A 22,732-nucleotide genomic window follows, 5' to 3' on the forward strand; every position below is an offset into this window, starting at 1 on the left:
GGTCCGCTTTCGCAGCCGATTTCGTTACATCGTTTCCATCAGGCATTACAGATATGTAGTACTAACACTGTTTTACGGAATCAAAATGGCGGTTTGCTGATACGTGTTCAAAGGACGAAGCCTTCGAACGAACTGAGTGCATGGGCCGACACCGGCCCCCGAGATTTAGACGCCTTTCAGTCTTTCAACAACGTATCGGCTGATGATGAGATCCAGGTACGCGCTTCCGGCGTTTTTGTAGACCGTCCGGTCCTCAGCCGAACGATGGAACGCTGACATCCGACACAAATCGAACAGATCTCCTTCGATCTGATCGGGCCGGATCACCCCCGCCTGCATCGGGATCTGGATGTCACCTGAACGTGCCGCGTTCTCGCGATCGTCCACGAAAATCCGAGCACCCTTGAGCGCATTGCAATCGGCCTCCTGCATGTCTGGTCGGTAGCCTCCTACCAGATCGACGTGCGTTCCGGGACGAACAAACTCGCCCCGGATTCTGGGCGTCGCCGCGCTGGTGGCCGCGGTCACGATGTCTGCACGCGCTACCGCGGCATCCAGGTCTTCAACGATGCGTACCTGTATGTTTCTTGCCTCGAGCTCAGAACGCGCCGCATCCAGCCTTGACGGTGTGCGATTCCACAACAACACTTCACGGATGGAAGGCCGGATATGCAGATAAGCATCTGTCAATGACCGTGCGACGGGACCCGCTCCAAGCACGAGAAGGACCTCGCTGTTCTCGCGGCTCAGGCGTCTTGCGGCAAGTGCGGAATCGGCCGCTGTCTTCCAGCGTGTGATTTCCGGGCCGTCCAGCATGGCGACAAAGCCTTTGGTGCGCTCGTCCAAAACGAGAAACGCGGCCTGCTCGGTTGGCAGAGGTGGGCTGGCGAAGCCATTGGCTGGATGGATGGACGCGATTTTGAATCCAGCGCCTTGTCCGGGCAGAATCACCCCCCGGCTGAACAAGCCAAAGCTTGCATCCCCGATGAAATAGCCGTCGCCCACAGGCCGGGAGCCCGAATGCCCTGTTTTCAAGGCGTCGAGAACACCCTTCCAATCCAGAACCGACCTGATCTGCCGAGCTGAAATGATCTGCATGTTCAATCGTCCGACTGTTGCGGCCAGATGTCGCCCAGGGTGTAACCCTCGGGGAAGGGGTCGTCGTGGTCCAGCAGGATGGTATTGATGCCCTGGATCCAACTCGTGCCGGCCAGCGTAGGCACGACAGCTGCCTTGTCGCCGATGCGGGTTTCCTCTTCCAGTCGGCCTGTGAAAACGGTACCCAGAATCCCCTGGTGCCTAAAATCCTGGTGCAACGGCAATTCGCCCTTGGCGTGCAGCACGGCCATCTTGGCGCAGGTGCCGGTACCGCAAGGACAGCGGTCTATCGCGCCGGTCCACGTGGAGGGGTCATCCCAGGAGAGCGGTCCGGTGGGCATGGTGACCGCGTTCTTCCAGTCTGCCCGAGGGTCGTCCGTCGGGCCGGAGAGTTGTGAAATGGTGATGCCCACGCCTGGATAATCCGGGTGTGCGACGGGCAACTGCTCGATTGCCGCCTGCCGGATCAGGGCGGAGACCCGTGCGATCTCCTTCCCATGTTCGGGCTTGAGCTCGAGCCCTGGGAACTGGCGCACATCCGCGATAGCGTAGAACATGCCGCCCCAGCCCACATCCACCCGGACCTTTCCGAGGTGCGGCACGTCGATGACGGCATCCAGGTGCGCGGCAAAGGCCGGCACGTTCCTGAACTTCACCTTTTTTACCTTGCCGTCCTTGCACTCGGCGGTGATGCGGATCAGACCGGCCGGTGCTTCCAGAGTCAGTTCCGTCACTGGCTCCTGCATGGGCAGCATGCCCATTTCCAACAATACCGTTGCTACGGAGATGGTGTTGCCGCCCGACATCATCGGATATTCCACCTGCTCCAAGATGATGTAGCCCGCATCCGCCTCTGGGTGACAGGGCGGCACGATGATGTTGCAGCAGTGCGCCGGGTAACCGCGCGGCTCACGCAGCAGCAGCTTGCGCAAGCCGTCGTCGTTGGCCTCCAGCCACTTCATCTTGGCATGGACGGTGTCGCCGGGAATGTGGGGAATGCCGCCGGTGACCACGCGCATCGGAATACCCGAATGCGTTTCAACGGCGTGGATGGTTCTCTTAAATCCCATGGCTGATTTCCTTCTTGCGTCCCGCCGACCGCGTGCGGCGTGTGAGAGGAAATCTATGTCAGATTCGCGAATAAATTAAACGACATTTCCTCCGGCGGTCCTTCAACTTTTAGTTGAAGGTCGACGCAGCAGGCACTCGGCGTCCCGACTTCTTGAGGACCGCATCCGCTTCATCGCTGCGGCATCGCGAGTTGTTGCCTGATCCACTGGCAGAACTTCTTGCACACGCCGGCGTCCGCCCTGTCCTTACGGACGGAAAGATAGTGGCCACGATTCTTCATCACCGTCTTGTGCGGCAGCGGCCGGACGAGATCGCCGCTGTCGACCAGGTCCCCTACCAAATGGTGCCAGCCCAGGACGAGCCCCTGGTGCGCCAAGGCCATCTGCACGATGGCCGGGTAGTCATTGCTGGTGAATAGATGACGCGGAATGTCGGCGCCCCAACTTGTGTCCACATCATGCAAAGACAGCCAGACTTTCCAGTCGATATGCTCGGAAATCTGCGAACGGCCGTAGGCGCTGATATCCAGCAGAGACATGTTCAAAAGTCCCTCTGGTGTCTCGATCGGGCCATGGCTCTGCAAATATTGCGGCGTGCAGACAGGATAGACCTCGTCGTCGAACAGGTGTTCGCTGTCGTATCCGTCACGCAGGCTGGCGAGCTTCGCGATGAACACGTCCGGCCGCACACCCGCTTCCATTGAGATGAAATTCTGTGTCGCCAGCACGGTGAGTTCGATATCCGGATTCTCTTGAATAAATCCGGGCAGCCGTTTGTGTAGCCAAAGCGCCGAAAAAGCGGGTGAGCAGCAAACGATGAGCGTTTGCCGCGCAGGCATTTTCTTGCGTAGCCGCTCGGCCGCCTGATGGAGATTGATCAATGAAAGCTGCGCCGCATCCTTGAACATCTCGCCATCGGCAGTGAGTGTGACCGACCGGCCTGAACGGACGAAAAGCTCCGTACGCAGGTAGTCCTCCAATTCCCGCACTTGCTTGCTGACCGCCGCCGGAGTAATACACAATGCATTGGCGGCCCCTGTAAAACTTTTGAACTTCGCTGCAGCAAGAAATGATTTGATCGCTCGCAGGGATAGCGCGCCGATCAACGTTTCACTCATTTCGAATTGAGGCGCCATAGCGTTTTCTACCGACTCGAGGGGATTGGCGTAGGGTCTAAAGGGTAAGCCTTGCCTGATATTACTCGAGATAAGTCGCTACCTTCTAACGAGTGGCGGTTTGCCGAGAGGGAACGGCCGTCCCGGGGTCAGGGCGACGCGTCGAATGAAGGTCTCCTTTCTTATCGGAATGGCACATGTCGCGACCCAAACCAGAACTCGGAGAGGGCGCCTACAGGAGGGCTGCTGTTGCCTTGCGTGGGCCCGGTGATAGGCCTTGCTGATATGAGAACCGGTCGCGTTCGACGTCAGCAACTGGCGAGGCGGCAGCGTTCTTAGTGAGGCAGGGCTCGGCCAGTTTCCGCGGCTCGCCATCGCCTCCACCTGGTCACTCGAGCGGCTGCTCTACATAGCACAGCGAACCTTCATGCGCGGAGCAGTTGGCTACGCCTGGAACCCTCGGCGTTCCGATTCTTTGATCTTGAGAGGTATAGATCAGTAGGCGAGGGACATCGCTCGCTTTCCTTCCGTGCGCGGCGCCGACGCCTATCATCGTCGCGGCGCTCGCCGTTGGTGTGCCATGTCCCGGCCAGCTTGTGGTATCTACTACTGACGCGCGGCGCACCAAGCAGGACTGTCGCGCCGGCAAGCGGACATAAGCGGCGGACGAAGCTAGCGCTGCCGACGGTCGTCGCGGGCGCCACGGCGTTGTTCTGCCTGCTTCGTTGCCGAAGGCACATCGAGGCGGGAGCAAACGAGGAAAGCAGTGGCGGAAACGATGAACTCGAGTCTGCAAATGAGCATGAGGCGGACTCCGGTGGAAAGATCGCGTCATTCTGGATGTTTTGCTTCAAGATACCGGCCTCTCCGGCTGTTGTGGGCCAATTCTCGCAACGACCCGTTTAGGGGGGGCGAGGCGCGTCGATTCGATCAGTTGGAAAATCGAAATGCTGCTAAGAACATGTAGTTGCATGTACCGGAGGGAGAACCCGTGAAAGTCTTCAAAGTGATCACCGGAGCGTGCACCTCGTTTGTCTTGAGCAGTGCGTGCGCGAGCCCAGTCGATTTGTCAAATGCATTGCCCAATTTCTTTGGCGTGGGGATCGGCTCGACGACCGAGTATGCGGGTGGGAAGGACCGCATCGTAGGCGTGCTTCCGGGCATGCGCTACGTGACGAGCGGCGGCCATTTGTTCGAGTGGTACGGAACGTATGCGCAATACAACTTCGGGAGCCTGACCGGGTTCCAGTGGGGGCCGGCGTTGGCGCTGCGTCTGGGACGACGGAATGTCGACGACCCCGTAGTGTCGCAGGTCCACGACGTCTCCACCACGCTGGAAGGAGGCGGGTTCGCCGGCTACGAGTACAGCCACGCCGGCGACGTGCCGTACCGCCTGCGAGGCGAGATTACTGTGGTCACAAATGCTGGAGCCGTCTACACGGGCGCACGCGTGTCCGTCAATACGAGCGCGTGGTTTCCGCTGCATACGCGCGTGTTCATCGGAGGTGGAGCCGGGGCGACGTGGGTGAGCGGCGGCTTCAACGAGACCTACTATGGCGTGACGTCCGAGGACTCTCAGAAAAGCGGACTGCCGGTCTTCAATCCCGGAGGCGGCCTCAATCAGCTTACCGGCTGGATCGCCGGGATTTATCAACTAAGCCCGAAGTGGTACGCGGGCGCGATGATCTACTATCAGCGCCTGATGGGTGACTCGGCAGCAAGTCCTATCGTGACGCAGCGCGGCACGCGCAATCAACTGACATACGGCGTCGGCATTGCCTATGCCTTTCAATGATATGCGCGGAGACCGGTCCTTGATCGGAGCGAGTGATCCACAATCCCTCGGAGACTCGATTCGTCAATCTTTCGCGGCTCATGGCGTGGTTCGCCAACCGCGGGTCGGCGGGCCGAATCGCGTATCCGGTCGAAAGCGAGTGACCGGTTCGGGCAATGAGCGATATCTTGCGACGCGAACGCGTGGCCCGGCTCCCTTGAATTCACTAGAGCGTTCGCATACTGTGAGCGGAGCGGCGCGTGGTTTTAGTGCGCAATGACCGCTCAAGGTCGCAAGAGAGTTGCAGTCTGATGCTGTTCAGAACCGAGACGGCCTGGTAATGGCGCTTGACGTCGAGCGAGCCGCCGGGCTCCAGAATATGCGCGGTATGGCCAGTGTTGGTGGTGCTAGACATGCGTGAGTGCTTAAGCGGGCTTTTCATCGCAGTGGCGCTGTGTGCAGGCGGGTGCGCGGCTCCTCCGACGCTGCCGGAGAGCGGTGCGCCCACCGTCGCTCCGACGCCGGCGCCGATGCCGACGCCGACGCCGGCGCCGACACCGGCGGCAAGCGCTCCGCAAACCTTCGCGATGGATCCGGCGTCGCTGGACAAGCTCGTCGGTCCGATCGCACTCTATCCTGACGATCTCGTGTCGATCATTCTTCCGGCGTCCACGTATCCCGTCGAAGTCGTTCAGGCCGACCGGTTTCTCGATCGCAGAAAAACCGAGAAGGACTTGCCGATCAACGAAGCATGGCAGGACCCTGTCAAGGCGCTGCTGAACTATCCCGAAGTATTGAAGAGAATGAGCGCCGACCTCGACTGGACAGTAGCGCTCGGAGAAGCAGTGGTAGCGGACCAAAGCGCTGTATTGCAGGCTGTCCAGCGTTTCCGGCGCCAGACGCAATCGGCAGGGAATCTCAAGACCGATGACAAGCAGACGGTGGTCGTCGAGAAGGAAGTCATCAAGATCGTGCCGTCGAACCCCGAAGTCATTTACGTGCCGCAGTACAACCCGTCGACGGTCGTCATCGCCAGCCCGACGCCGGTATATACCTATTGGCCTGCGCCTTATCCCGTCTACTACTATCCATACGCGCCGGGCGCGGCTTTCGCGACGGGCCTGATCTGGGGTGCGGCGATCACGGCGGCGTGGAATGGCGGACACTATGTGTCGCACTACGAGGGCGGCAACAACACGATCAACATCAACCGCGAAGGCAATGTCAACCGTACCGAGGTCAGGAACGAACTGAGCAATCGCGCGGCGAACCGTTCGGCGAACGGGACGTCTGGCTCGCAGCGTTCGACGCAGTGGCGCTCAGAGAAGAAGCCCGGGCAGGTGTCGGGCACTAGCACGCGCGCAGCATCGCAGCGCGTCGGCGATGCGCCGTCGCGCGCCAATGCCGGCAACTTCGGCGCGTCCGGCGGCGGTGAGCGGGCTGGCGCGCGCGCGCCGTCCGCCGCGCAGACGCCACGCGGGCAGGGCGGCGGCCCCCAGGGACGCGGTGGCGACGCCTTCAGCGGTTACGGGTCCGCTCAGGGCGCACGGGCGGACAGCGCGCGCGGCGCAGCGAGCCGGCAGTCGATGTCGGGCGGGCAGGGCGGCCGCAATTTCCAGGGAGGCGGCTTTTCGGGCGGAGGCCGCGGTGGCTTCGGCGGAGGCGGCCGCGTGGGCCGTCGATAGGAGACGCTCCATGAGCATATCGTCTCGTCGGCTCGTCGCATGCTCAGTGATTGCGATGCTCGTCGTTTCGCTGCGCGTTCTCGCCGCCGATCAGCAGCAGACCTTCGCCACGCCGGACGAAGCCGTCAGCGCGCTGGAACAGGCGCTCAAGTCGAACAGCGACACCGCGCTCATCGCGATCTTCGGCAATGCGCACAAGGAACTCGTCGTGACGCCGGACGAAGCCGAGAACCGCGAACTGCGCGCCAATGCGCTGGCCGAGTTCAATGCGTATCACATGCTGGAGGAAACATCGCCGGACCGACGCGTCTTGCGTATCGGCGACGAAGCGTGGCCCATGCCGATTCCGCTCGTGCGCGAGCAAGGCACCTGGCGTTTCGCGACCGAAGAAGGTGAGCAGGAAGTGCTGGACAGGCGCATCGGCGCGAACGAACGCGAGGCGATCAAGGTGATGCGCGCGTATATCGATGCACAACGCGAATACGCGACGCGCGATCGTGTGGGAGACGGCGTGCTGCAGTACGCGAGCAGGCTCGGCAGCACGACGGGCAAGCGCGACGGGCTCTACTGGCCGGCGGACGAATCGAAGGGTGAAGAGCCGAGCCCGTTCGGTCCGCTGATCGCGGCGAGCGCGAATTATTTCAAGGATCGAAACCCGGGCGACCCTTATCACGGATATTGCTTTCGCATTCTCACGCGACAGGGGAAGCACGCGCCGGGTGGCGCTTTCAACTACATCATCAATGGGCGCATGCTGGCGGGTTTCGCGATGGCCGCCTACCCCGCGCAATATGGCGCCAGCGGAGTGATGACTTTCATTGTCAACAACAACGGCGTCGTGTATCAGAAGAATCGGGGCGCGTCGGCAAAGCCGCTGAACGAGTTCGATCCCGACGCATCCTGGACTCGCGTGCAGGGGCCTTGATCGTCGAGCTTCGTGGCGATGCATCAAAGAAGAATGGGTACGCTGATCAAAAGGAACACGGCAATGAACAGGACGCCGAAGATCGCACCCAGCCTCCAGTAATCCCCGGCGGGCAGATAGCCGCTGCCGAAATAGACGGGGCTCGGCCCGGTGCCATAAGGCGTGAGAATGCCCATGAGGCCGAGCGTCAGGGCGAGCATTAGCGCGAACGCCTCCATCGGCATGCCGGGAATGGTCGAACCCACCGTCAGCATGACCGGGAGCATCGCCGTCGTATGGGCGGTGACGCTCGCGAACATGTAGTGCGTGAAAAAGAAGATCAGTATGAGAACCACCACCGCCATGGTCGGCGCGACGCCGCTCATGTGTGCCGCCATCATGGAGGCGAACCACTTCACGAAGCCCGTTCTGCTGAGCCCGTCCGCTAGAGCGACCAGCGTGGCGAACCACGTGAACGTGTTCCACGCCTGTTTGTTCGCGAGCATGTCGTCCCACGTCACGACTTTGGTGACCAGCATGAACGCAATCACCATGAGTGCGGCGGTAGTGGGATTGACGAATTTCTCGCCGAAGATCCAGAGCCCGAGCGCAACCAGCACCAGTACGCCAAGCGTCAGTTCGCGACGCGAAAGCGGCCCCATCTCTTTCAACTGCTGTGCGGCCCACGCGGGCACTTCGGTGCCCTGCTTGACTTCGGGCGGATAGAGCACGTAGGTGAGCAGCGGCACCGCCAGCAGCAGGATGATGCCCGCCGGAGCGATCGCCAGGAACCATCGCGTCCAGCCCAGATCGACGTGGACCGTCTTCCGGATAAGCTCGGCGGCCAGCAGGTTGGGGGCCAGCGCGGTCAGAAACATCGAGCTCGTCACACAGGTCGTGGCGATGGCCGTCCACATGATGTACGAGCCGACCCGCCGCGCCGAGGGATCATTCGGCTTCGAATCGTAGAGAGGCGGCAGATTGCGGATCACCGGGAAGATGGTCCCGCCGCTGCGTGCCGTGTTGGAGGGCGTGAATGGCGCGAGCAGCGTGTCCGCAACCATCACCGCATAGCCCAGGGTGAGTGTCTTGCGGCCCATCGCCCTCACGAGCACGAGCGCGATACGCCGGCCGAGGCCTGTCTTCTCGTAGCCGAGCGCGAACATGAAGGCGCCGAAGATCAGCCACACCGTGCCATTCGAGAAACCGGAGAGCGCCCAGCCGAGGCTCGCGGTCGCCACATTGAAACCCGGTTTCGCGAGCTGCTCCGGACTGAAGAACACCCACTCGCAGAACACCGACACGAGCGTCACGGCAATAAGACCGATGGCCGCGCCTGGGATCGGCTCCAGCATCAGCCCGACGATTACACCCGCGAAGATCGCGAAGTAATACCACGCGTGCTGGGCCAGCCCCTCGGGGGCGGGAATGAGCGCAATCAGAACCACCACGATGAGAGGCGCGAGGGCCTTCCAGAACGTCTTCATGCGTCCTCCGCTTGGAAATAATCACCCGTGTGCTAAGGTTTATATGTCGATTTTTCCGAATTCGCCAGTGCGGGGGCAGCGCCGCACAAGAACCGAGTGCGCGAAGATGGTTTGCCTGAGCATTGAAGGGCGCGAGGTCGAAGCCCCCGCGAACTGCTCGATCCTGCAGGCCATCGTGCATGCGGGGCAGACGCTCGTCGAGGGCGTCGGCTGCATGGGACAGGGCGTATGCGGCTCGTGCCGCGTGATGGTCCGGCGAAGCGGCCAGCAAGAGGTGACCACTGCGCTCGCCTGCGAAACCCTGATCGAAGAAGACATGCAAGTGGCTTTCCTCGACTATTTCGCCATTGCGTCACGCCATGTGTATCGCATGGAAGATATCGGCGACAGCTGGCAGACGCTGCGCGCGATCTCTGAAGTCTTCCCGGAGGCATCACATTGCCGTCACTGCAGTGGCTGCGATCGCGCCTGTCCAAAAAATCTCGATGTCCAGCGCGGCGTGAACCTCGCCGTGGAGGGCAGGCTGTCCGAATCCGGCCAGGTCTTCGACGAATGCGTCATGTGCAATCTCTGCACGCTCGCGTGTCCCGAACACATCCAACCCAACCATCTCGGCCTGTTCGTGCGGCGCATGATCTCGGCGCTCTCGTTGCGTCCGGCCAATTTGATGCTGCGGCTGCAGCAGATCGAGAGCGGCGAGATGAAGATCGATTTCGATGCGCCGGGCGCGCAGCCGCCGCGCTGACTGGATCGAACGACCATGGTCGACGGCATACCCTACGAAGACGCGCGCCAGCACTATCGCCCCGGTGCGACACCAGCGGTACGCAAGGACGGCACGTCGATCGACGAGCTTCTCAAGGCCTATCACCCCGACCATGGTGCCCATGCACGGGTGGCGCTGAGCGTCGGGGTGAATCGCGGAGCGCCCTGTCAGCCTGATCTCGCCGGCTATCTTCAAGCCAATGCGCTGATCGACGATGTCGATCTGGCCGGCGCGCAGCTCACGAACACCGACGTGCTGGTGGTCGGCGGCGGTGGCGGCGGATGCGCCGCCGCGCTCACTGCTGCGAAACAGGGCGCCCGAGTGATTCTCGCGACCAAGCTGCGTCTGGGCGACAGCAACACCGTCATGGCCGAAGGCGGAATTCAGGCTGCCGTCGGCGATGACGACAGTCCTCAAATGCACTTCGAGGACACCTTGCGCGCCGGACACTTTTGCGGCGCCCCCGAGCTGGTCGCGCAGATGGTGATGGATGGCCCCGATGTCATTCGCTGGCTGATTCGTCTGGGCATGACGTTCGATCAGGAGGAGGACCGGCCTATCGGCGGGAACCTGCTGCGCAAGAAACCCGGCGGCGCGTCGGCGGCGCGCATCCTTTCCTATCGTGACTACACCGGGCTGGAGATGATGCGCGTGCTGCGCGAGGCGGTGGAGCTCGACTCCGGCATCGAGGTATGGAACCGCTGTCCCGTGGTGGAGCTGCTGTCCGATGAGCGCGGGCGTTGCGCCGGGGCGGTGATCTACAACCTCGAGTGGCGCACCTTCTCGCTGGTGCGCGCGCATGCGGTGATTCTTGCCACCGGTGGCGCGGGGCGGCTGCATCTCAACGCCTTTCCGACGTCCAATCACTACGGCGCCACCGCGGACGGGCTCGTGCTGGCCTATCGCCTGGGCGCGCATTTGCGCGAGCTCGACTCGTTCCAGTATCACCCCACCGGCATCGCGCATCCGCGACATCTCGCGGGCGGGCTCATCTCGGAAGCGGCGCGCTCCGCGGGCGCGAAGCTCATCAACGGCGAAGGCGAGCGTTTCGTGGATGAGCTCCAGCCGCGCGATGTCGTGGCTTCGGCGATCCTTCGCGAATGTCAGGAAGGGCGCGGAATCGTACGCGATGGTCAGGTCGGCGTGTTCCTCGATACGCCGACGCTCGAACGGGAGAACCCCGGCATTCTGGAGAAGCGCCTCGTGACGCTGCGCCATCTCGCGCACAAGTGCGGTCACGACGCGGCCGAGGAGCCGTTCCTCGTCTATCCGACGCTGCACTACCAGAACGGCGGCGTCGCCATCGACAAGGAGGGCGCGACCAGCGTGCCCGGCCTCTATTGCGTCGGCGAGGTCACGGGCGGCATACACGGACGCAACCGGCTGATGGGCAACGCGCTGCTCGACATTCTGAGCATGGGGCGCCGCGCCGGGGCCAGGTCGGCGCAGTTGCCGGGACGCTTCGAAGCGAGCCGCGCCGGAATCGGTCACGTCCACGCATGGCAGCGCGAACTCACCCTGGCGGGGCTACCGCTGGATGTGAAAGCGCCGCAGCTCTTCCCCGGCTACGCCCATTTCGATCTACGTGCCGACGCCGGCTTGCGCACGAACGCGCGCGGGAGCGTGCTCGGCGGCACCCGCTGACGCGATCCACGGAGCGCGACGATGGACAAGCTGAACCAGGTTCTTCTGAGGGACGATTTCCGCGTCGGCGCGGACCTCGATGCATGGCTCGCGCGCGGTGGCGGAACGGGCCTCGACAGGGCGTTGGAGAATCCGGAGGCGATCACGGCGGAGATCGCCGCAGCGGACTTGCGCGGGATGGGGGGCGCTGGTTTTGAGACCCATCGCAAATGGACGCCGGTCGCCGCCGCGCCCTTCGGCGACAAATACATCATCTGCAACGGCAACGAAGACGAGCCCGGCACCTTCAAGGATCGCTTCCTTCTGGAACACACGCCGCATCAGGTGATCGAGGGCGCGCTGATCGCCGCGCTGGCGACGCGCGCGAACCATGTCGTTCTGTACGTCAATCCTCATCAGCAACTGGCGCTCGCGGCGACTCGACAGGCGGTGCAGCAATGGCAGGCGCACGCGCTCTTTGCAGCGATCGAGCAAACAGTCGGCGGCACTGTTTCGCTTGGCGTTGTGCCGAGCTCGGGTCTTTACATCGGCGGAGAGGAAACCGCCGTGATTGCGAGCGTGCAGGGCGGCTTTCCGTTTCCGCGCCGCAAGCCGCCATTCCCCGCTGAAGAGGGCGTGCATGGCGCGCCGACCGTCGTGAACAACGCAGAAACGCTCGCTCATGTGCCGGGGATTCTTCGCCACGGTGCGCAGTGGTATCGGAGTCTCGGCGTTGGAGGCGCGGCCGGAACCAAGCTCTATTCGCTCTCGGGCGACGTGCTGCATCCGGGTCTCTACGAGCTGCCGATGGGCACGAGTCTCGAATCGCTGGTCTTCGAGCATGGCGGCGGCATGTTGCAGGGCAAGCAATTCAAGGCCGTCTTCACGGGCGGCCCCTCGAATACCTTGCTGACGAAGCGCGATCTCGACGTCCCGCTGGACTTCGACTCGGTGCGGCAGCGCCGTTCACGTCTCGGGACAGGTGCGATGATCGTCGTGTCGGAAGGAACCAGCATCGTGCGCAAGGTCGCCGAGTACGTGAGTTTCTTCGCTCAGGGTTCATGCGGCCAGTGTCCGCCGTGCAAGGGCGGCACCTTCCAGTTGATGCAGCTGCTCAACCGGATCGACACGGGCCGCGGCGTGCGCGCCGACATGGACGCTTTGGAGAACCTGTGTCGCATTCTTCCCGGTAGCGGACGCTGCGGCCTTATCGACGGTGCGGTGACGGTGGTGGAGAGCTCCGTCAACCAGTTCCGGGACGAGTACGAAGCGCTGCTGATGGCATAGGGGCGCATGTGCCATCGCGCATCGCACGGACAGCTCTTTCCCAGGAGCCGCACGCCATGCCTTACTTGCAACTCGATGTGAACGGCCACTTCTCGGCGGAGCAGAAAAAGCGGCTCGCCGCGAAGATGAGCGAGACCTACGCCAGCATGATGTCCGTCGATATCAGGAGAATCAGCGTGGCCATACGGGAACTCGGCGCGGGCGGCGTCTGGCGCATCGCGGAGCCCGACGGGGAGCCGCTGCCCGTGTCCGTGATGATGCTGGACATCAGGAAAGGACGGCCGCCTGAGCTGCGCATGGAGCTGGCGAAAGCGCTTTGTGCGCATTGCGCCGAGATCCTGGGTCTGCGCGAAGACCGGCTCAACGTCGAGTTCACCCAGCACTCGGGAGACGAGATGTATCACCCGTCGCTCGGAGGTTTCAGCCCCGAATGGAAGCCAGGCGAGCAGTGAGAGACCGGGAGCGGGCAGTCGACGCGATGTCCTCGCGTGATCCGGATTGCAGATGGATTCGCGTGCAGCCTTCGCGCGCATTCGGGCGTTGAACATCGAGCGATGCCGCCAGCAAGCTTTTCAGCGGCGAATCGAAGAACCGTTGCCTATCATTAGGATGAACAGGTCAATGCGTGCATCGTTACTCTGATTGCCCACCATGCATTCACAGGCGCATGGCTGAAGCCGACTGCTTGACGGTCAACGATTATTTCGCCGCCGGGCGGAACGAATGGGGAGTGGCCATGGCGATATGGATTGCACGACTGTTGAGCGCCGCCCTTGTCTTTGCGTTTTCGGCGGGCTGTCAAAAGCAACAGAGTCAGGAGGTTCCTACCCAGGCAGCCTCGGCGGCAAATCCGGCCTCCATTGCTTCCCCGGCGGTAGCCGCCGCGGCGATACCTCCGCTCCCCGCATCAGCCGAGGCTCCTGCGCCAGCGTCGGTCGCCCAGCCGCAGGTTCCGCCTCAGGTCCCGCAATATCCGCCCGAGGAGCTCGAAGCTCTGGTGGCACCTATCGCGCTGTATCCCGATTCGCTGCTGTCGCAGGTTCTGATGGCGTCGACCTATCCTCTGGAAGTGGTGCACGCCGCGCGCTGGGTGAAGGAGCACCGCGATCTGAAAGGCGACGCCGCGGTAAAGGCGGTACAGGACCAGCCGTGGGATGTCAGCGTCAAGTCTCTGGTTGCATTTCCCCAAGTGCTCCAGCCGATGAACGACAAGCTCGACTGGACTCAACGGCTCGGAGACGCGTTCCTCGCCCAGCCGAAGGACGTGCTCGCGGCTGTTCAGCGGCTAAGGGTGCGCGCGCAACAGGCGGGAAATCTGACGTCGAATCCGCAGCAGAAGGTGATCGTCGAAGCGCCTCCCGCTGGCGGCCAGGGCGGGCAGCCAGCGCCGGGCGGACAAGCGGTTCAGGCGCCTCAGACCATCGTGCGCATCGAACCGTCTGACCCGCAGGTCATCTACGTTCCGTCCTACAACCCGACTGTCGTCTATGGCGGCTGGAGCGCGCCGGCTTACCCGCCGACATACTGGCCACCCTATCCGGCGTACTACCCCGGAGCTGCCCTCGCGAGCGGATTCGCATGGGGCCTGGGAATCGCGGCGGCTGGCGCGATCTTCGGCGGTTGCAACTGGAATAGCGGCGACGTGAACATCAACGTCAACAAGGCCACCAACATCGACCGCAACTTCAATCGCGCCAACGTGCAGAGCGGGCGCTGGCAGCATGACGCGCAGCACCGTCAGGGCGTGGCCTATCGCGATAACGCGACTCGCGACAAGTACTCGCGAGGCGTGCAGGGCGCCGATGCGCGGCGCGACTATCGCGGCCGCACCGGCGGCGCGGCCGAGCGTGCCGGCGCGACCAATCGGGCGGCGGCAGGCAGTCCATCGGCTGCCAACCGTGCAGCGCGCGCGAACAACGCCAATGCCGGCAACCGGGCCGGGGCTGCGAACACAGCCGGCGCAGGCAATCGCGCCGCCACGGCCGATCGGCGGACAGCGGCGGGCGATCGCGCCCAGACGCCTAATCGACAGACTGAAGCCGGCAATCGCGCCCAGGCGTCCAATCGGAATGCTGAAGCCGGCAATCGCGCCCAGGCGTCCAATCGGAATGCTGAAGCCGGCAATCGCGCCCAGGCGTCCAATCGGAATGCTGAAGCCAGCAATCGCGCACAGACATCGAATCGCGCACAGACGGCCAATCGTGGCGGTGCACCGAGTGCTCAACCAGGCTACGGGGGAGGCGGCTACTCGGGCGGCGGTCGTGATACCGCGTTCCAGGGCGTGGGCGGAGGCGGCGCGGCGCAGCGCGACTACAACCGTGGGCGATCGAGCGTTCAGTCGTCGAGCTTCGGCCATGCGGGCGGTGGTGGCGGCGCCCGCGGTGGCGGGGGTGCCCGTGGTGGCGGCCGGCGATAAGGAGAACGACCATGAATGGACTTCCGCGTGTGAATTCCGCGCTAACCCGATTCCGGGCTGCGATGATCGTCGCGCTGGCGCTTGGCCTCGCACCGCTTCCGGCCATGAGCGCGCAGTCGTTCTTCCAGTCGCCCGAAGCAGCAATGGACGCCCTCGGATCGGCCGTCGCCAGCAATGACGAGACCGAGCTGAAGGCGTTGCTGGGCGATGACTTCCGCGAGCTGATCCCTCCGGTGGGTGCGGAGTTGCGCGACAAGTTCCTGAGCGAGTGGCAGACGTCGCATACGGTCCGCGCGACCGGCGGCGACCATGCCGAGATCGCCGTGGGCAAGGATGGATGGACGCTCCCCATTCCTCTCATGAAGACGGCGCAGGGCTGGCACTTCGACATGCGCGCCGGATCCGACGAAATGCGTCTGCGCCGTATCGGACGCAACGAGCTCGCCGTGATCCAGACGATGCTCGCGATCTACGATGCCCAGCGCGACTATGCATCGGCCTATCACGATGGCGGCAAGACTTACGTCTACGCGGACAGGTTCGCGAGCAGGCCGGGCAAGCATGACGGGCTCTACTGGCCGAGCGGACCCGAAGAGGATCCGAGTCCGCTTGGCGCCGCGTTCGAGACTGCGGGGGCAAGCAATGCGACGAAGGCCGGCTATTATGGCTATCACTACAAGCTGCTTCGCGCTCAAGGCCCCCATGCGCCTGGTGGCGCATACGGTTATATGGTCAACGGGCGCCTCTTCGGCGGCTTCGCCGTGGTCGCGTGGCCCGCTCAATACGGCGATACGGGCATCAAGACCTTCATGGTGAGCCACGAAGGCCAGGTCTACGAGCGTGACCTCGGCCCGGAGAGCGCGAAGAAGGCACAGGCGATGACCACCTTCGATCCGGGACCGGGATGGGAAAAGATCTCCCCTTGAGTCACGGCGACGAAAATCAGACGGAGGCAAACAAGCAGGCGTCTGCCGCCGCGCAGGCGCTCGCGCATCAAGCCGGCTCGATGCGGTTCTTTCGATCTGGTTCGCTTCGAATGTACTCGAGGGTTGAAGGTTTGCCGCTTGCCCGTGCTACGCCCCGGCCCGTTAAAAGCCAGGGCATACCCGGCGCAGATACGGTACGAAAGGATCCTTGAGAAAAGGTTTGCTCGTCACGATCTCGCCCGTGACGGCCGCGCTGTCACTCGCGCTGATTGCTGATATCCATCTCCAGCCTCGGAACCTCCCAAGGCTCCAGCAATCTTTATAAAAATGAACTACGGGGGTAAGGACGATCAGAACGGGCTGAGGGCTCGGCTGCGCCAAGAACAGCCGCTCACCGGCAGAACGGCGATCGTCCTTGGTAGTGAATCCGATCGTCGCGGTTGGGAGTCACCTTTAGATGGGCGCAGTGACATCTCCTCTACGATATCGGGCAAGCTCCAACCCTTGTCGAACCAAGGTTGCGACGGACCGTACGGTCGGAAGATCAGGAACCAGGCGCTGCCGGGAATCGCATGCAGGCCATTGCACTGGGTGCGATTTTCCTGCCACGCGCGATTCCGAAGATCTATTGACGGCATCCTTGGTTAATCTCCCTCATGCCGGTACTCGTCTGGACTGCTCAGACGCGTCCAGGGCTTTCCCGCGAGCAGGGAAGGCCACCAGCAGGAGGGCCGCGCCAGCCAGCAGAACGACCCCCAGCCCGATGAGCCCGTACTCGGCATCGCCCGTCTGGGTCTTCACCCAGCCGACGAAAGCCGGACTGGCAAACCCACCTGTTCCACCGAGGCTCGTGATCATCGCAATACCTCCGGCCGCTGAGGAACGCGGCAGGAAGGTCTGCGGGATGGTCCAGAACACGACGAAGCTGCCATACGATGCGGCGGCCGCCAGCGCGAGCAGGCCGATGCCCAGCGGCACGTTGTGAGCCGCGAGCGGCAACAGAGCAAAAGCGAGCGCGGTGACCGCCGCGCTCGCTGCGACATGCCAGCGCCGTTCCATGGTCCGGTCCGAGTGCGAACCAACGACGTATGTCCCGAGCGCAGCCGCCACGAACACGACGGACGAAAGCAGACCGACATCCACCAAGTTCGTCACGCCCAGATCGCGGATGACCGTGGGCGCCCAGAAGCCGATGGCGTTGAACGGCATCATCACCGCGAAGTACACGAGCGCTGCGAGATAGACGCGCGGGTTGGCAAGCGCGCCGCGCAGACCGTCGAGATGGCCGGTGTGCTTCGTCTTTTCTTCGGCGAGCAATTCGCCCCTGACGAGGGCCTTCTCGTCATCGGTGAGCCAGTGAACGTCGGAAGGCGCATCGCCGAGCGCAAAGTACACGATGAAGCCGAGCATCACCGCCGGAAGCCCTTCAATCAGGAAAAGCCATTGCCAGCCGGGAAGGCCAGCCAGGCCCGCGAGGCGCGTCATGATGAAGCCGGATATCGGGCCACCGATGATGCCCGCCACGGCAGTCGCCATCATGAAGAACGCGGTGACCCGCGCACGCCGCTCGCTGGGAAACCAGCATGCAAGATAGAAGATGATGCCCGGAAAGAAGCCCGCTTCCGTCACGCCGAGCACAAAGCGCATGACGTAGAACTGCGTCGGCGTGCGCACGAACATCATGAGACTGGACATCACGCCCCACGCGAACATGATGCGCAAGAGCGTGCGGCGCGCGCCGATGCGCTGCATCCAGAGATTGCTCGGCACCTCGAAGAGCACGTAGCCGATGAAAAAGAGCCCCGCACCCAAGCCATAAGTCGCCTCGGAAAAGCCGAGATCGTGCATGAACTGCAGTTTCGCGAAGCTGATGTTGACGCGGTCGATGTAGCTCACGACGTAGCAAAGAAACAGCAGCGGTATGAGCCGGAAGAAGATCTTGCGGTACGTGCGCTCGACTTCGCCGGGAGAAAGCTCACTCTCGGCCCGTGTGTCAGTGGAGGAAAGGTCATGCATGATCGGATCGTCTCGCGGAAATTGGCCGGAATCGAAGAGGCGCGTCATCGTCCGCGCCTGCGGAAACAGCGAGGCGTGGCCTCACTATCCATCCATGGCTGCGCTTGCGCAATGTTCGTCTTCACTCGCGTGTCCGGCGCGCGCATACGCCTGCTGCTTTGGACGTGCGAGCGCATCGCCGGCGCGCACGCCTTGTCCTTTTGGCAGCACGAAGAGCGGGTTGATGTCGAGTTCGCTCAGGCAGTCTTCCAGATCGAGCGCCATGTCCGACAGCGCGACGATCGTATCGGCGAGCGCATCGATGTCGGCGGCGGGCTTGCCGCGCGCACCCTTCAGGATCGCGTAGGCGCGCAGCTCGCGGATCATCGCATGTGCTTCATCGCGCGTGACGGGCGCGAGGCGAAAGGCCACGTCCTTGAGCACTTCGGCATAGATGCCGCCGAGGCCGCACATCACGGCCGGCCCGAACGACGGCTCGTTCTCGATGCCGACGATGATCTCCACCGCATCGCGAATCTCTTCCTGCAGCAACACGCCCTCGATGCGCGCGCCGGCCACGTGATGCCGCGCGTTGGCGAGAATCGCGTCATGGGCTTCGGCGAGCATCGCTTCGTCGCGAATGCCGATGCGCACGGCGCCCGCTTCGGTCTTATGCGGGATATCGGGTGACTGCACTTTGACGACGAGCGGAAAGCCGATCGAGCGGGCAGCAACGCGTGCTTCGTCGCGGTCGCGCGCGAGCGCGCTTTTCGGGGCATGGATGCCATACGCGCGAAGGAGGTCTTGCGCGGCGTGCTCGGTGAGATCGCTGCCGCCTTGCGAAAGAAGGGCGCGTGCCTGCGGCACGAAGCGGGGTGCATGGCGGAGCGCATGTCGCGGCGTGCCGTGCTCGCGTCTGGCCTGCGCATACGCGGACAACGCGGCGAGTGCGCGGGCGCAGCGCACGGGTGTCGGAAAGAGCGGCACGCCGGCGGCTTCGAGCACGCCGTACGCGTCGCTTGCCATGTCACGCCGCGCGTTCCATGAGACGATCAGCGGTTTGGTCGTCGCGCCACTTACGCGCGTGATCGCCTTGGCCATTGCGTGCGCGACGTCACCGCTTGCGGCGGCCGCCATGATCGCGATGGAATCGATGTTCGGATCGTCTGCGATGATCTGCAGCGTATCGGCGAAGATGCGCGGATCGGCGAGAATGCCCGCCGTCAGATCGATGGGGTTGTTGAGCGACGCGAACGCGGGCACGAGTGGACGCAGGCGTTCGAGCGTGTCGCGTGCGAGCGATGGCAGCGACATGCCGTTCTGCACGCACACGTCCGTTGCGAGAATACCCGCGCCGCCCGAGAGCGTCACGACGGCGACACGACCGCCACGCGGCAGACGCCGCATGCCGAACGCCTTCGCGTAGTCGCCGAGATCGGCCACGTCGCTCACTTCGATCACGCCCGCCTGACGAAACGCCGTGCGGTACAGGGCCGACGCGCCGCCGAGATTGGCCGTGTGCGAAGCCGCAGCTTTCGCGCCATCTGTTGTGTTGCCTACTTTCCATGCGAGGATCGGCTTGCCGGCGTCGAGTGCGCGTCGAGCCACGTCGACGAGACGCCGTGCGTCCTTGAGTCCCTCGATGTACGCGGCGATCAGCGAAGTGTGCGGATCGTCGATGCACGCGTCGACGAGATCGAGCAGGCTGACATCGGCTTCGTTGCCGGTCGTAATGAAATGACGCAGGCCAATGCCGAGTTCGTCGGCCATCAGGAGCAGCGCGCAGCCGAACCCGCCGCTCTGCGAGATCAGTGAGAGACCGCCACTGCGGTACGGCACGCCGAAGGGCGCACCAAATCCCGCATAGACAGGGCCGCTCGTGCTGACCAGTCCCTGGCAGTTCGGGCCGATCACGCGCATGCCGAAGCGCTTCGCGATCTCCGCGCATTCATGCTGGAGCGCCGCGCCCGCGTCGCCGGCTTCGGCAAATCCGGAGCTGTAGACGATCGCGTATGGAATTCCGCGCTCGCCGCATTCCCGAAGCATCTGCGGCACGCGTTTGGCCGCGGTGAGAATCAGCGCGAGATCGGGCGTGTCGGTCAGCGCGGCCACACTCGGGCTGCAGGCGACGCCGTCGATTTCCGTGTATTTCGGATTGACGGGATATAGCGCGCCGCTGTACCCGTGCTGCTTGAGAAAGCGCATCGGTTGGCCGCTGATCGAGCGGGCGTCGTTCGATGCACCGATGATCGCGATCGAGCGCGGATTCACGAGACGTTCGATTGAGAGTTTTGGACTGTGTTTCATGGCGGCTCCCTTCACGCGGCGCAGGCGGCGTTGTTTCCGACGCGCTCTTCCCGCGCCGACGCGGCGCGTTTAAGCGTGATTTTCGCGATATTCAACTGGTGTATCTGTGTCGTGCCTTCATAGATGCGAAATGCGCGCACATCCCGATAAAAACGCTCCACCGCATTGCCCGACAGATAACCGCGACCGCCCAGCATCTGCACCGCGCGGTCCGCCACGCGGCCGCACATCTCCGAGGCGAACATCTTGCACATCGAGGCTTCCAACGTGACGTCCTCGCCGGCGTCGCGCTTGCGGGCGGCGGAGAGAATCATCGAGCGGCACGCGAAGATTTCCGTCTGCGATTCGGCGATGAGCGCCTGAATGAGCTGGAACTCGGCGATGGGCCTGCCGAACTGCTCGCGCGTCATCGTGTAGGCAACGGCTTCCTCGAGCATGCGTATGGCTGGCCCCGTGCAGAGTGCCGCAAGATGAATCCGCTGCTTGTTGAGTACCTTCATGGCCGTGCGAAAACCTTGCCCTTCCACACCGCCGATGAGGTTCGTTGCAGGCACGCGGCACTCGCGCAGGTAGACATCACCGACCGGCGAGCCAGCCTGCCCCATTTTCTCGTAGGGCTCGCTCGTCGAAACACCAGGCATCGAACGCTCGACGATGAACGCCGAGATGCCCGCCGCGCCCGGCTTCGACGGGTCCGTGCGTGCCATTACCGTGAACATGTCCGCGATGGGGGCATTGGTGATGAAGCACTTGCTGCCGTTCAGGATGTAATGGTCGCCGTCCCGGCGGGCGCTCGTGGCAAGCGCCGTGGCGTCGGAGCCGGCCTCTGGCTCGGTGAGCGCGAACGCGCCCGTCATTGCGCCAGACGCGAGACGCGGCAGATAGCGGCGTTTCTGATCTGGCGTGCCGTCGGCGACGAGTGCTTCTGAGCCGATGCCCGTGTTCGTGCCGACGCGCGCGCGGAACGCGACCGAAGCCTGCGATAGCACCATCGCACCGCGCACGAGTTGTTCGGTCGTGAGGCCGGCACCGCCGAATTCGCGAGGAATGCTCCAGCCGAAATAGCCGAGCGCGCGCATCCGCTCGACCAGATCGGGCGGCACTTCATTCGTCTTTTCGACTTCGCTTTCGCGGGGCATCGCCTCGTTCCGCACGAAGCGTTCGACGCCTGCGAGCAGTGCGTCGAAAGTTGAATCGTTCTGCGTCATCTCTGTCTCCGCCATGTGGATCGATGTGTGAAGGCACTATCGGACAGAGCGCGCAGCGAAAGCGTGTTTGTTCGACTATGCTGAACAGAGTTTGGATATGCGGAACGGCTTGGGCAAAATGGCTCGAACGATTGAGGAGAAACCCGGTTATGTCCAGCCACGCGTCAGATACGCCCCCGCCGTTCGGCGATCATGCCGACTCGAAAGTGCGCTACGAACCCGACGATTTCGAAGGCGATCGTCAGTTCGCGACGACGCTCGCGCGCGGGCTCGATATCCTGCAGTGCTTCACGCCTCGCGAATCGCAGCTCGGCAATGCGGAGCTGGCCGCGCGCACAGGCATGACCAAGGCCACGATTTCGCGCTTCACCTACACGCTTACGCGGCTCGGCTATCTGCGTGTGAATCGCCTCAACAACAAGTTTCAGCTTGGCTCCGCCGTGCTCTCGCTCGGCTATCCGTTGCTCGCGAGTCTCACGGTCCGGCAGATCGCGCGGCCATCGATGCGGGAACTCGCCGATCAGGTGCGCGGCTCCGTGTCGCTCGGCATGCGGGATCGGCTGAACGTCGTGTATCTGGAAAGCAGCCGCAGCGCGACGCCGCTCGGCTTGCCCGCGGACATCGGTCTGAGCTATCCGATCGTGCGCACGGCGATGGGGCGGGCGCTGCTTGCGGCCATGCCCCGCGAGCGGCGCGACGCGGTGTGCAACGAGATTTCCGTAAAGACGCCCGGCGACTGGACGACGTTCCGCGAACGTGTCATGGCGAGCATCGAATCATTTCATCAGCGCGGGTTTTGTGCGTCATACGGTGACCTGCGGCGCGAAGTGCACGCGGTCGCGGTGCCGATGAAGCCTGCCGCCGATGGGGAGATACTCGTCTTCAATTGCGGCGTGCCGTCGTATCTGCTGAAAGAAGGGCAGTTGGAGGGCGATATCGGGCCACGTCTCGTGTCGATGGTTCGCGCGCTCGAGGGCGCGATGGGAATTTTCTAGGATGGGCGCTCCGTTGTGGGGAGCCTTGGTGCTTCACCCTCGAGCAATGATTCAATTGATGGAGTTCCCCTGACCC

18 protein-coding genes are annotated in these 22,732 nt (G+C 63.2%); 10 read left to right on the top strand and 8 right to left on the bottom strand.

What is annotated here, in order from left to right; all coding sequences use genetic code 11:
• Positions 1–165: 165 nt before the first annotated feature.
• From AC1Z32_RS00150 to AC1Z32_RS00160, 3 genes are all read right to left on the bottom strand, one after another.
• Positions 166–1,098, bottom strand: a complete 933-nt coding sequence (locus AC1Z32_RS00150; RefSeq protein WP_483476694.1) for an ornithine cyclodeaminase family protein — start codon at positions 1,096–1,098, stop codon at positions 166–168.
• Positions 1,099–1,100: 2 nt separating this feature from the next.
• The gene (locus AC1Z32_RS00155; RefSeq protein WP_483476695.1) at positions 1,101–2,168 is read right to left on the bottom strand and encodes a proline racemase family protein; all 1,068 of its coding nucleotides are present in this window, start codon (positions 2,166–2,168) and stop codon (positions 1,101–1,103) included.
• Between the two features lie 170 nt (positions 2,169–2,338).
• A complete protein-coding gene (locus tag AC1Z32_RS00160) occupies positions 2,339–3,304 on the bottom strand; it encodes a LysR substrate-binding domain-containing protein (RefSeq protein WP_483476696.1) in 966 nt (321 codons plus the stop codon).
• Positions 3,305–4,274: 970 nt separating this feature from the next.
• Between AC1Z32_RS00160 and AC1Z32_RS00165 the strand changes: the two genes are divergently transcribed.
• The gene (locus AC1Z32_RS00165) at positions 4,275–5,078 is read left to right on the top strand and encodes a MipA/OmpV family protein (RefSeq protein WP_483476697.1); all 804 of its coding nucleotides are present in this window, start codon (positions 4,275–4,277) and stop codon (positions 5,076–5,078) included.
• 205 nt (positions 5,079–5,283) lie between these two features.
• On the opposite strand, the gene AC1Z32_RS00170 is transcribed toward AC1Z32_RS00165, so the two are convergent.
• Positions 5,284–5,667, bottom strand: a complete 384-nt coding sequence (locus AC1Z32_RS00170; protein ID WP_483476698.1) for a hypothetical protein — start codon at positions 5,665–5,667, stop codon at positions 5,284–5,286.
• Between AC1Z32_RS00170 and AC1Z32_RS00175 the strand changes: the two genes are divergently transcribed.
• Together AC1Z32_RS00175 and AC1Z32_RS00180 are read left to right on the top strand one after the other, a co-directional pair.
• Positions 5,645–6,742, top strand: a complete 1,098-nt coding sequence (locus AC1Z32_RS00175) for a DUF3300 domain-containing protein (protein WP_483476699.1) — start codon at positions 5,645–5,647, stop codon at positions 6,740–6,742. The genes AC1Z32_RS00170 and AC1Z32_RS00175 overlap by 23 nt on opposite strands.
• 10 nt (positions 6,743–6,752) lie before the next feature.
• Positions 6,753–7,667 carry a DUF2950 domain-containing protein gene (locus AC1Z32_RS00180; protein WP_483476700.1) on the top strand — a complete coding sequence of 305 codons (915 nt, stop codon included), beginning with the start codon at positions 6,753–6,755 and terminating at the stop codon, positions 7,665–7,667.
• A 23-nt stretch (positions 7,668–7,690) separates the two neighbouring features.
• Here the strand turns inward: AC1Z32_RS00180 and AC1Z32_RS00185 are convergent, their stop codons facing one another.
• A complete protein-coding gene (locus AC1Z32_RS00185) occupies positions 7,691–9,133 on the bottom strand; it encodes an anion permease (RefSeq protein WP_483476701.1) in 1,443 nt (480 codons plus the stop codon).
• A 106-nt stretch (positions 9,134–9,239) separates the two neighbouring features.
• Between AC1Z32_RS00185 and AC1Z32_RS00190 the strand changes: the two genes are divergently transcribed.
• The 6 genes from AC1Z32_RS00190 to AC1Z32_RS00215 all read left to right on the top strand — a co-directional run bounded on the left by AC1Z32_RS00190 (position 9,240) and on the right by AC1Z32_RS00215 (position 16,151).
• On the top strand, positions 9,240–9,878 hold the full coding sequence (locus AC1Z32_RS00190; protein ID WP_483476702.1) for a 4Fe-4S dicluster domain-containing protein: 639 nt from the start codon (positions 9,240–9,242) through the stop codon (positions 9,876–9,878).
• A 15-nt stretch (positions 9,879–9,893) separates the two neighbouring features.
• Positions 9,894–11,543: an FAD-binding protein gene (locus AC1Z32_RS00195; RefSeq protein ID WP_483476703.1), complete on the top strand. Its 1,650-nt coding sequence runs from the start codon at positions 9,894–9,896 to the stop codon at positions 11,541–11,543.
• A gap of 21 nt (positions 11,544–11,564) precedes the next feature.
• Positions 11,565–12,809 (top strand): complex I 51 kDa subunit family protein, encoded by a 1,245-nt coding sequence (locus tag AC1Z32_RS00200; RefSeq protein WP_483476704.1) that lies wholly within the window; start codon positions 11,565–11,567, stop codon positions 12,807–12,809.
• Positions 12,810–12,865: 56 nt separating this feature from the next.
• Complete coding sequence (locus AC1Z32_RS00205) at positions 12,866–13,261, top strand: tautomerase family protein (protein ID WP_483476705.1); 396 nt, start codon at positions 12,866–12,868, stop codon at positions 13,259–13,261.
• Between the two features lie 215 nt (positions 13,262–13,476).
• Positions 13,477–15,225 carry a DUF3300 domain-containing protein gene (locus AC1Z32_RS00210; protein ID WP_483476706.1) on the top strand — a complete coding sequence of 583 codons (1,749 nt, stop codon included), beginning with the start codon at positions 13,477–13,479 and terminating at the stop codon, positions 15,223–15,225.
• An 11-nt stretch (positions 15,226–15,236) separates the two neighbouring features.
• Positions 15,237–16,151, top strand: a complete 915-nt coding sequence (locus tag AC1Z32_RS00215; RefSeq protein WP_483476707.1) for a DUF2950 domain-containing protein — start codon at positions 15,237–15,239, stop codon at positions 16,149–16,151.
• A gap of 654 nt (positions 16,152–16,805) precedes the next feature.
• Here the strand turns inward: AC1Z32_RS00215 and AC1Z32_RS00220 are convergent.
• The 3 genes from AC1Z32_RS00220 to AC1Z32_RS00230 all read right to left on the bottom strand — a co-directional run bounded on the left by AC1Z32_RS00220 (position 16,806) and on the right by AC1Z32_RS00230 (position 21,661).
• Positions 16,806–18,167, bottom strand: a complete 1,362-nt coding sequence (locus tag AC1Z32_RS00220; RefSeq protein ID WP_483476708.1) for an MFS transporter — start codon at positions 18,165–18,167, stop codon at positions 16,806–16,808.
• Positions 18,168–18,251: 84 nt separating this feature from the next.
• Positions 18,252–20,453, bottom strand: a complete 2,202-nt coding sequence (locus AC1Z32_RS00225; protein WP_483476709.1) for an acetate--CoA ligase family protein — start codon at positions 20,451–20,453, stop codon at positions 18,252–18,254.
• Positions 20,454–20,464: 11 nt separating this feature from the next.
• Positions 20,465–21,661, bottom strand: a complete 1,197-nt coding sequence (locus AC1Z32_RS00230) for an acyl-CoA dehydrogenase family protein (RefSeq protein WP_483476710.1) — start codon at positions 21,659–21,661, stop codon at positions 20,465–20,467.
• A gap of 149 nt (positions 21,662–21,810) precedes the next feature.
• Between AC1Z32_RS00230 and AC1Z32_RS00235 the strand changes: the two genes are divergently transcribed.
• Entirely contained in the window at positions 21,811–22,656 is an 846-nt protein-coding gene (locus AC1Z32_RS00235) for an IclR family transcriptional regulator (protein ID WP_483476711.1), read from the top strand.
• Positions 22,657–22,732 lie beyond the last annotated feature (76 nt).

The sequence above is a fragment of the Caballeronia sp. 11_S32 genome, from assembly GCF_056930355.1.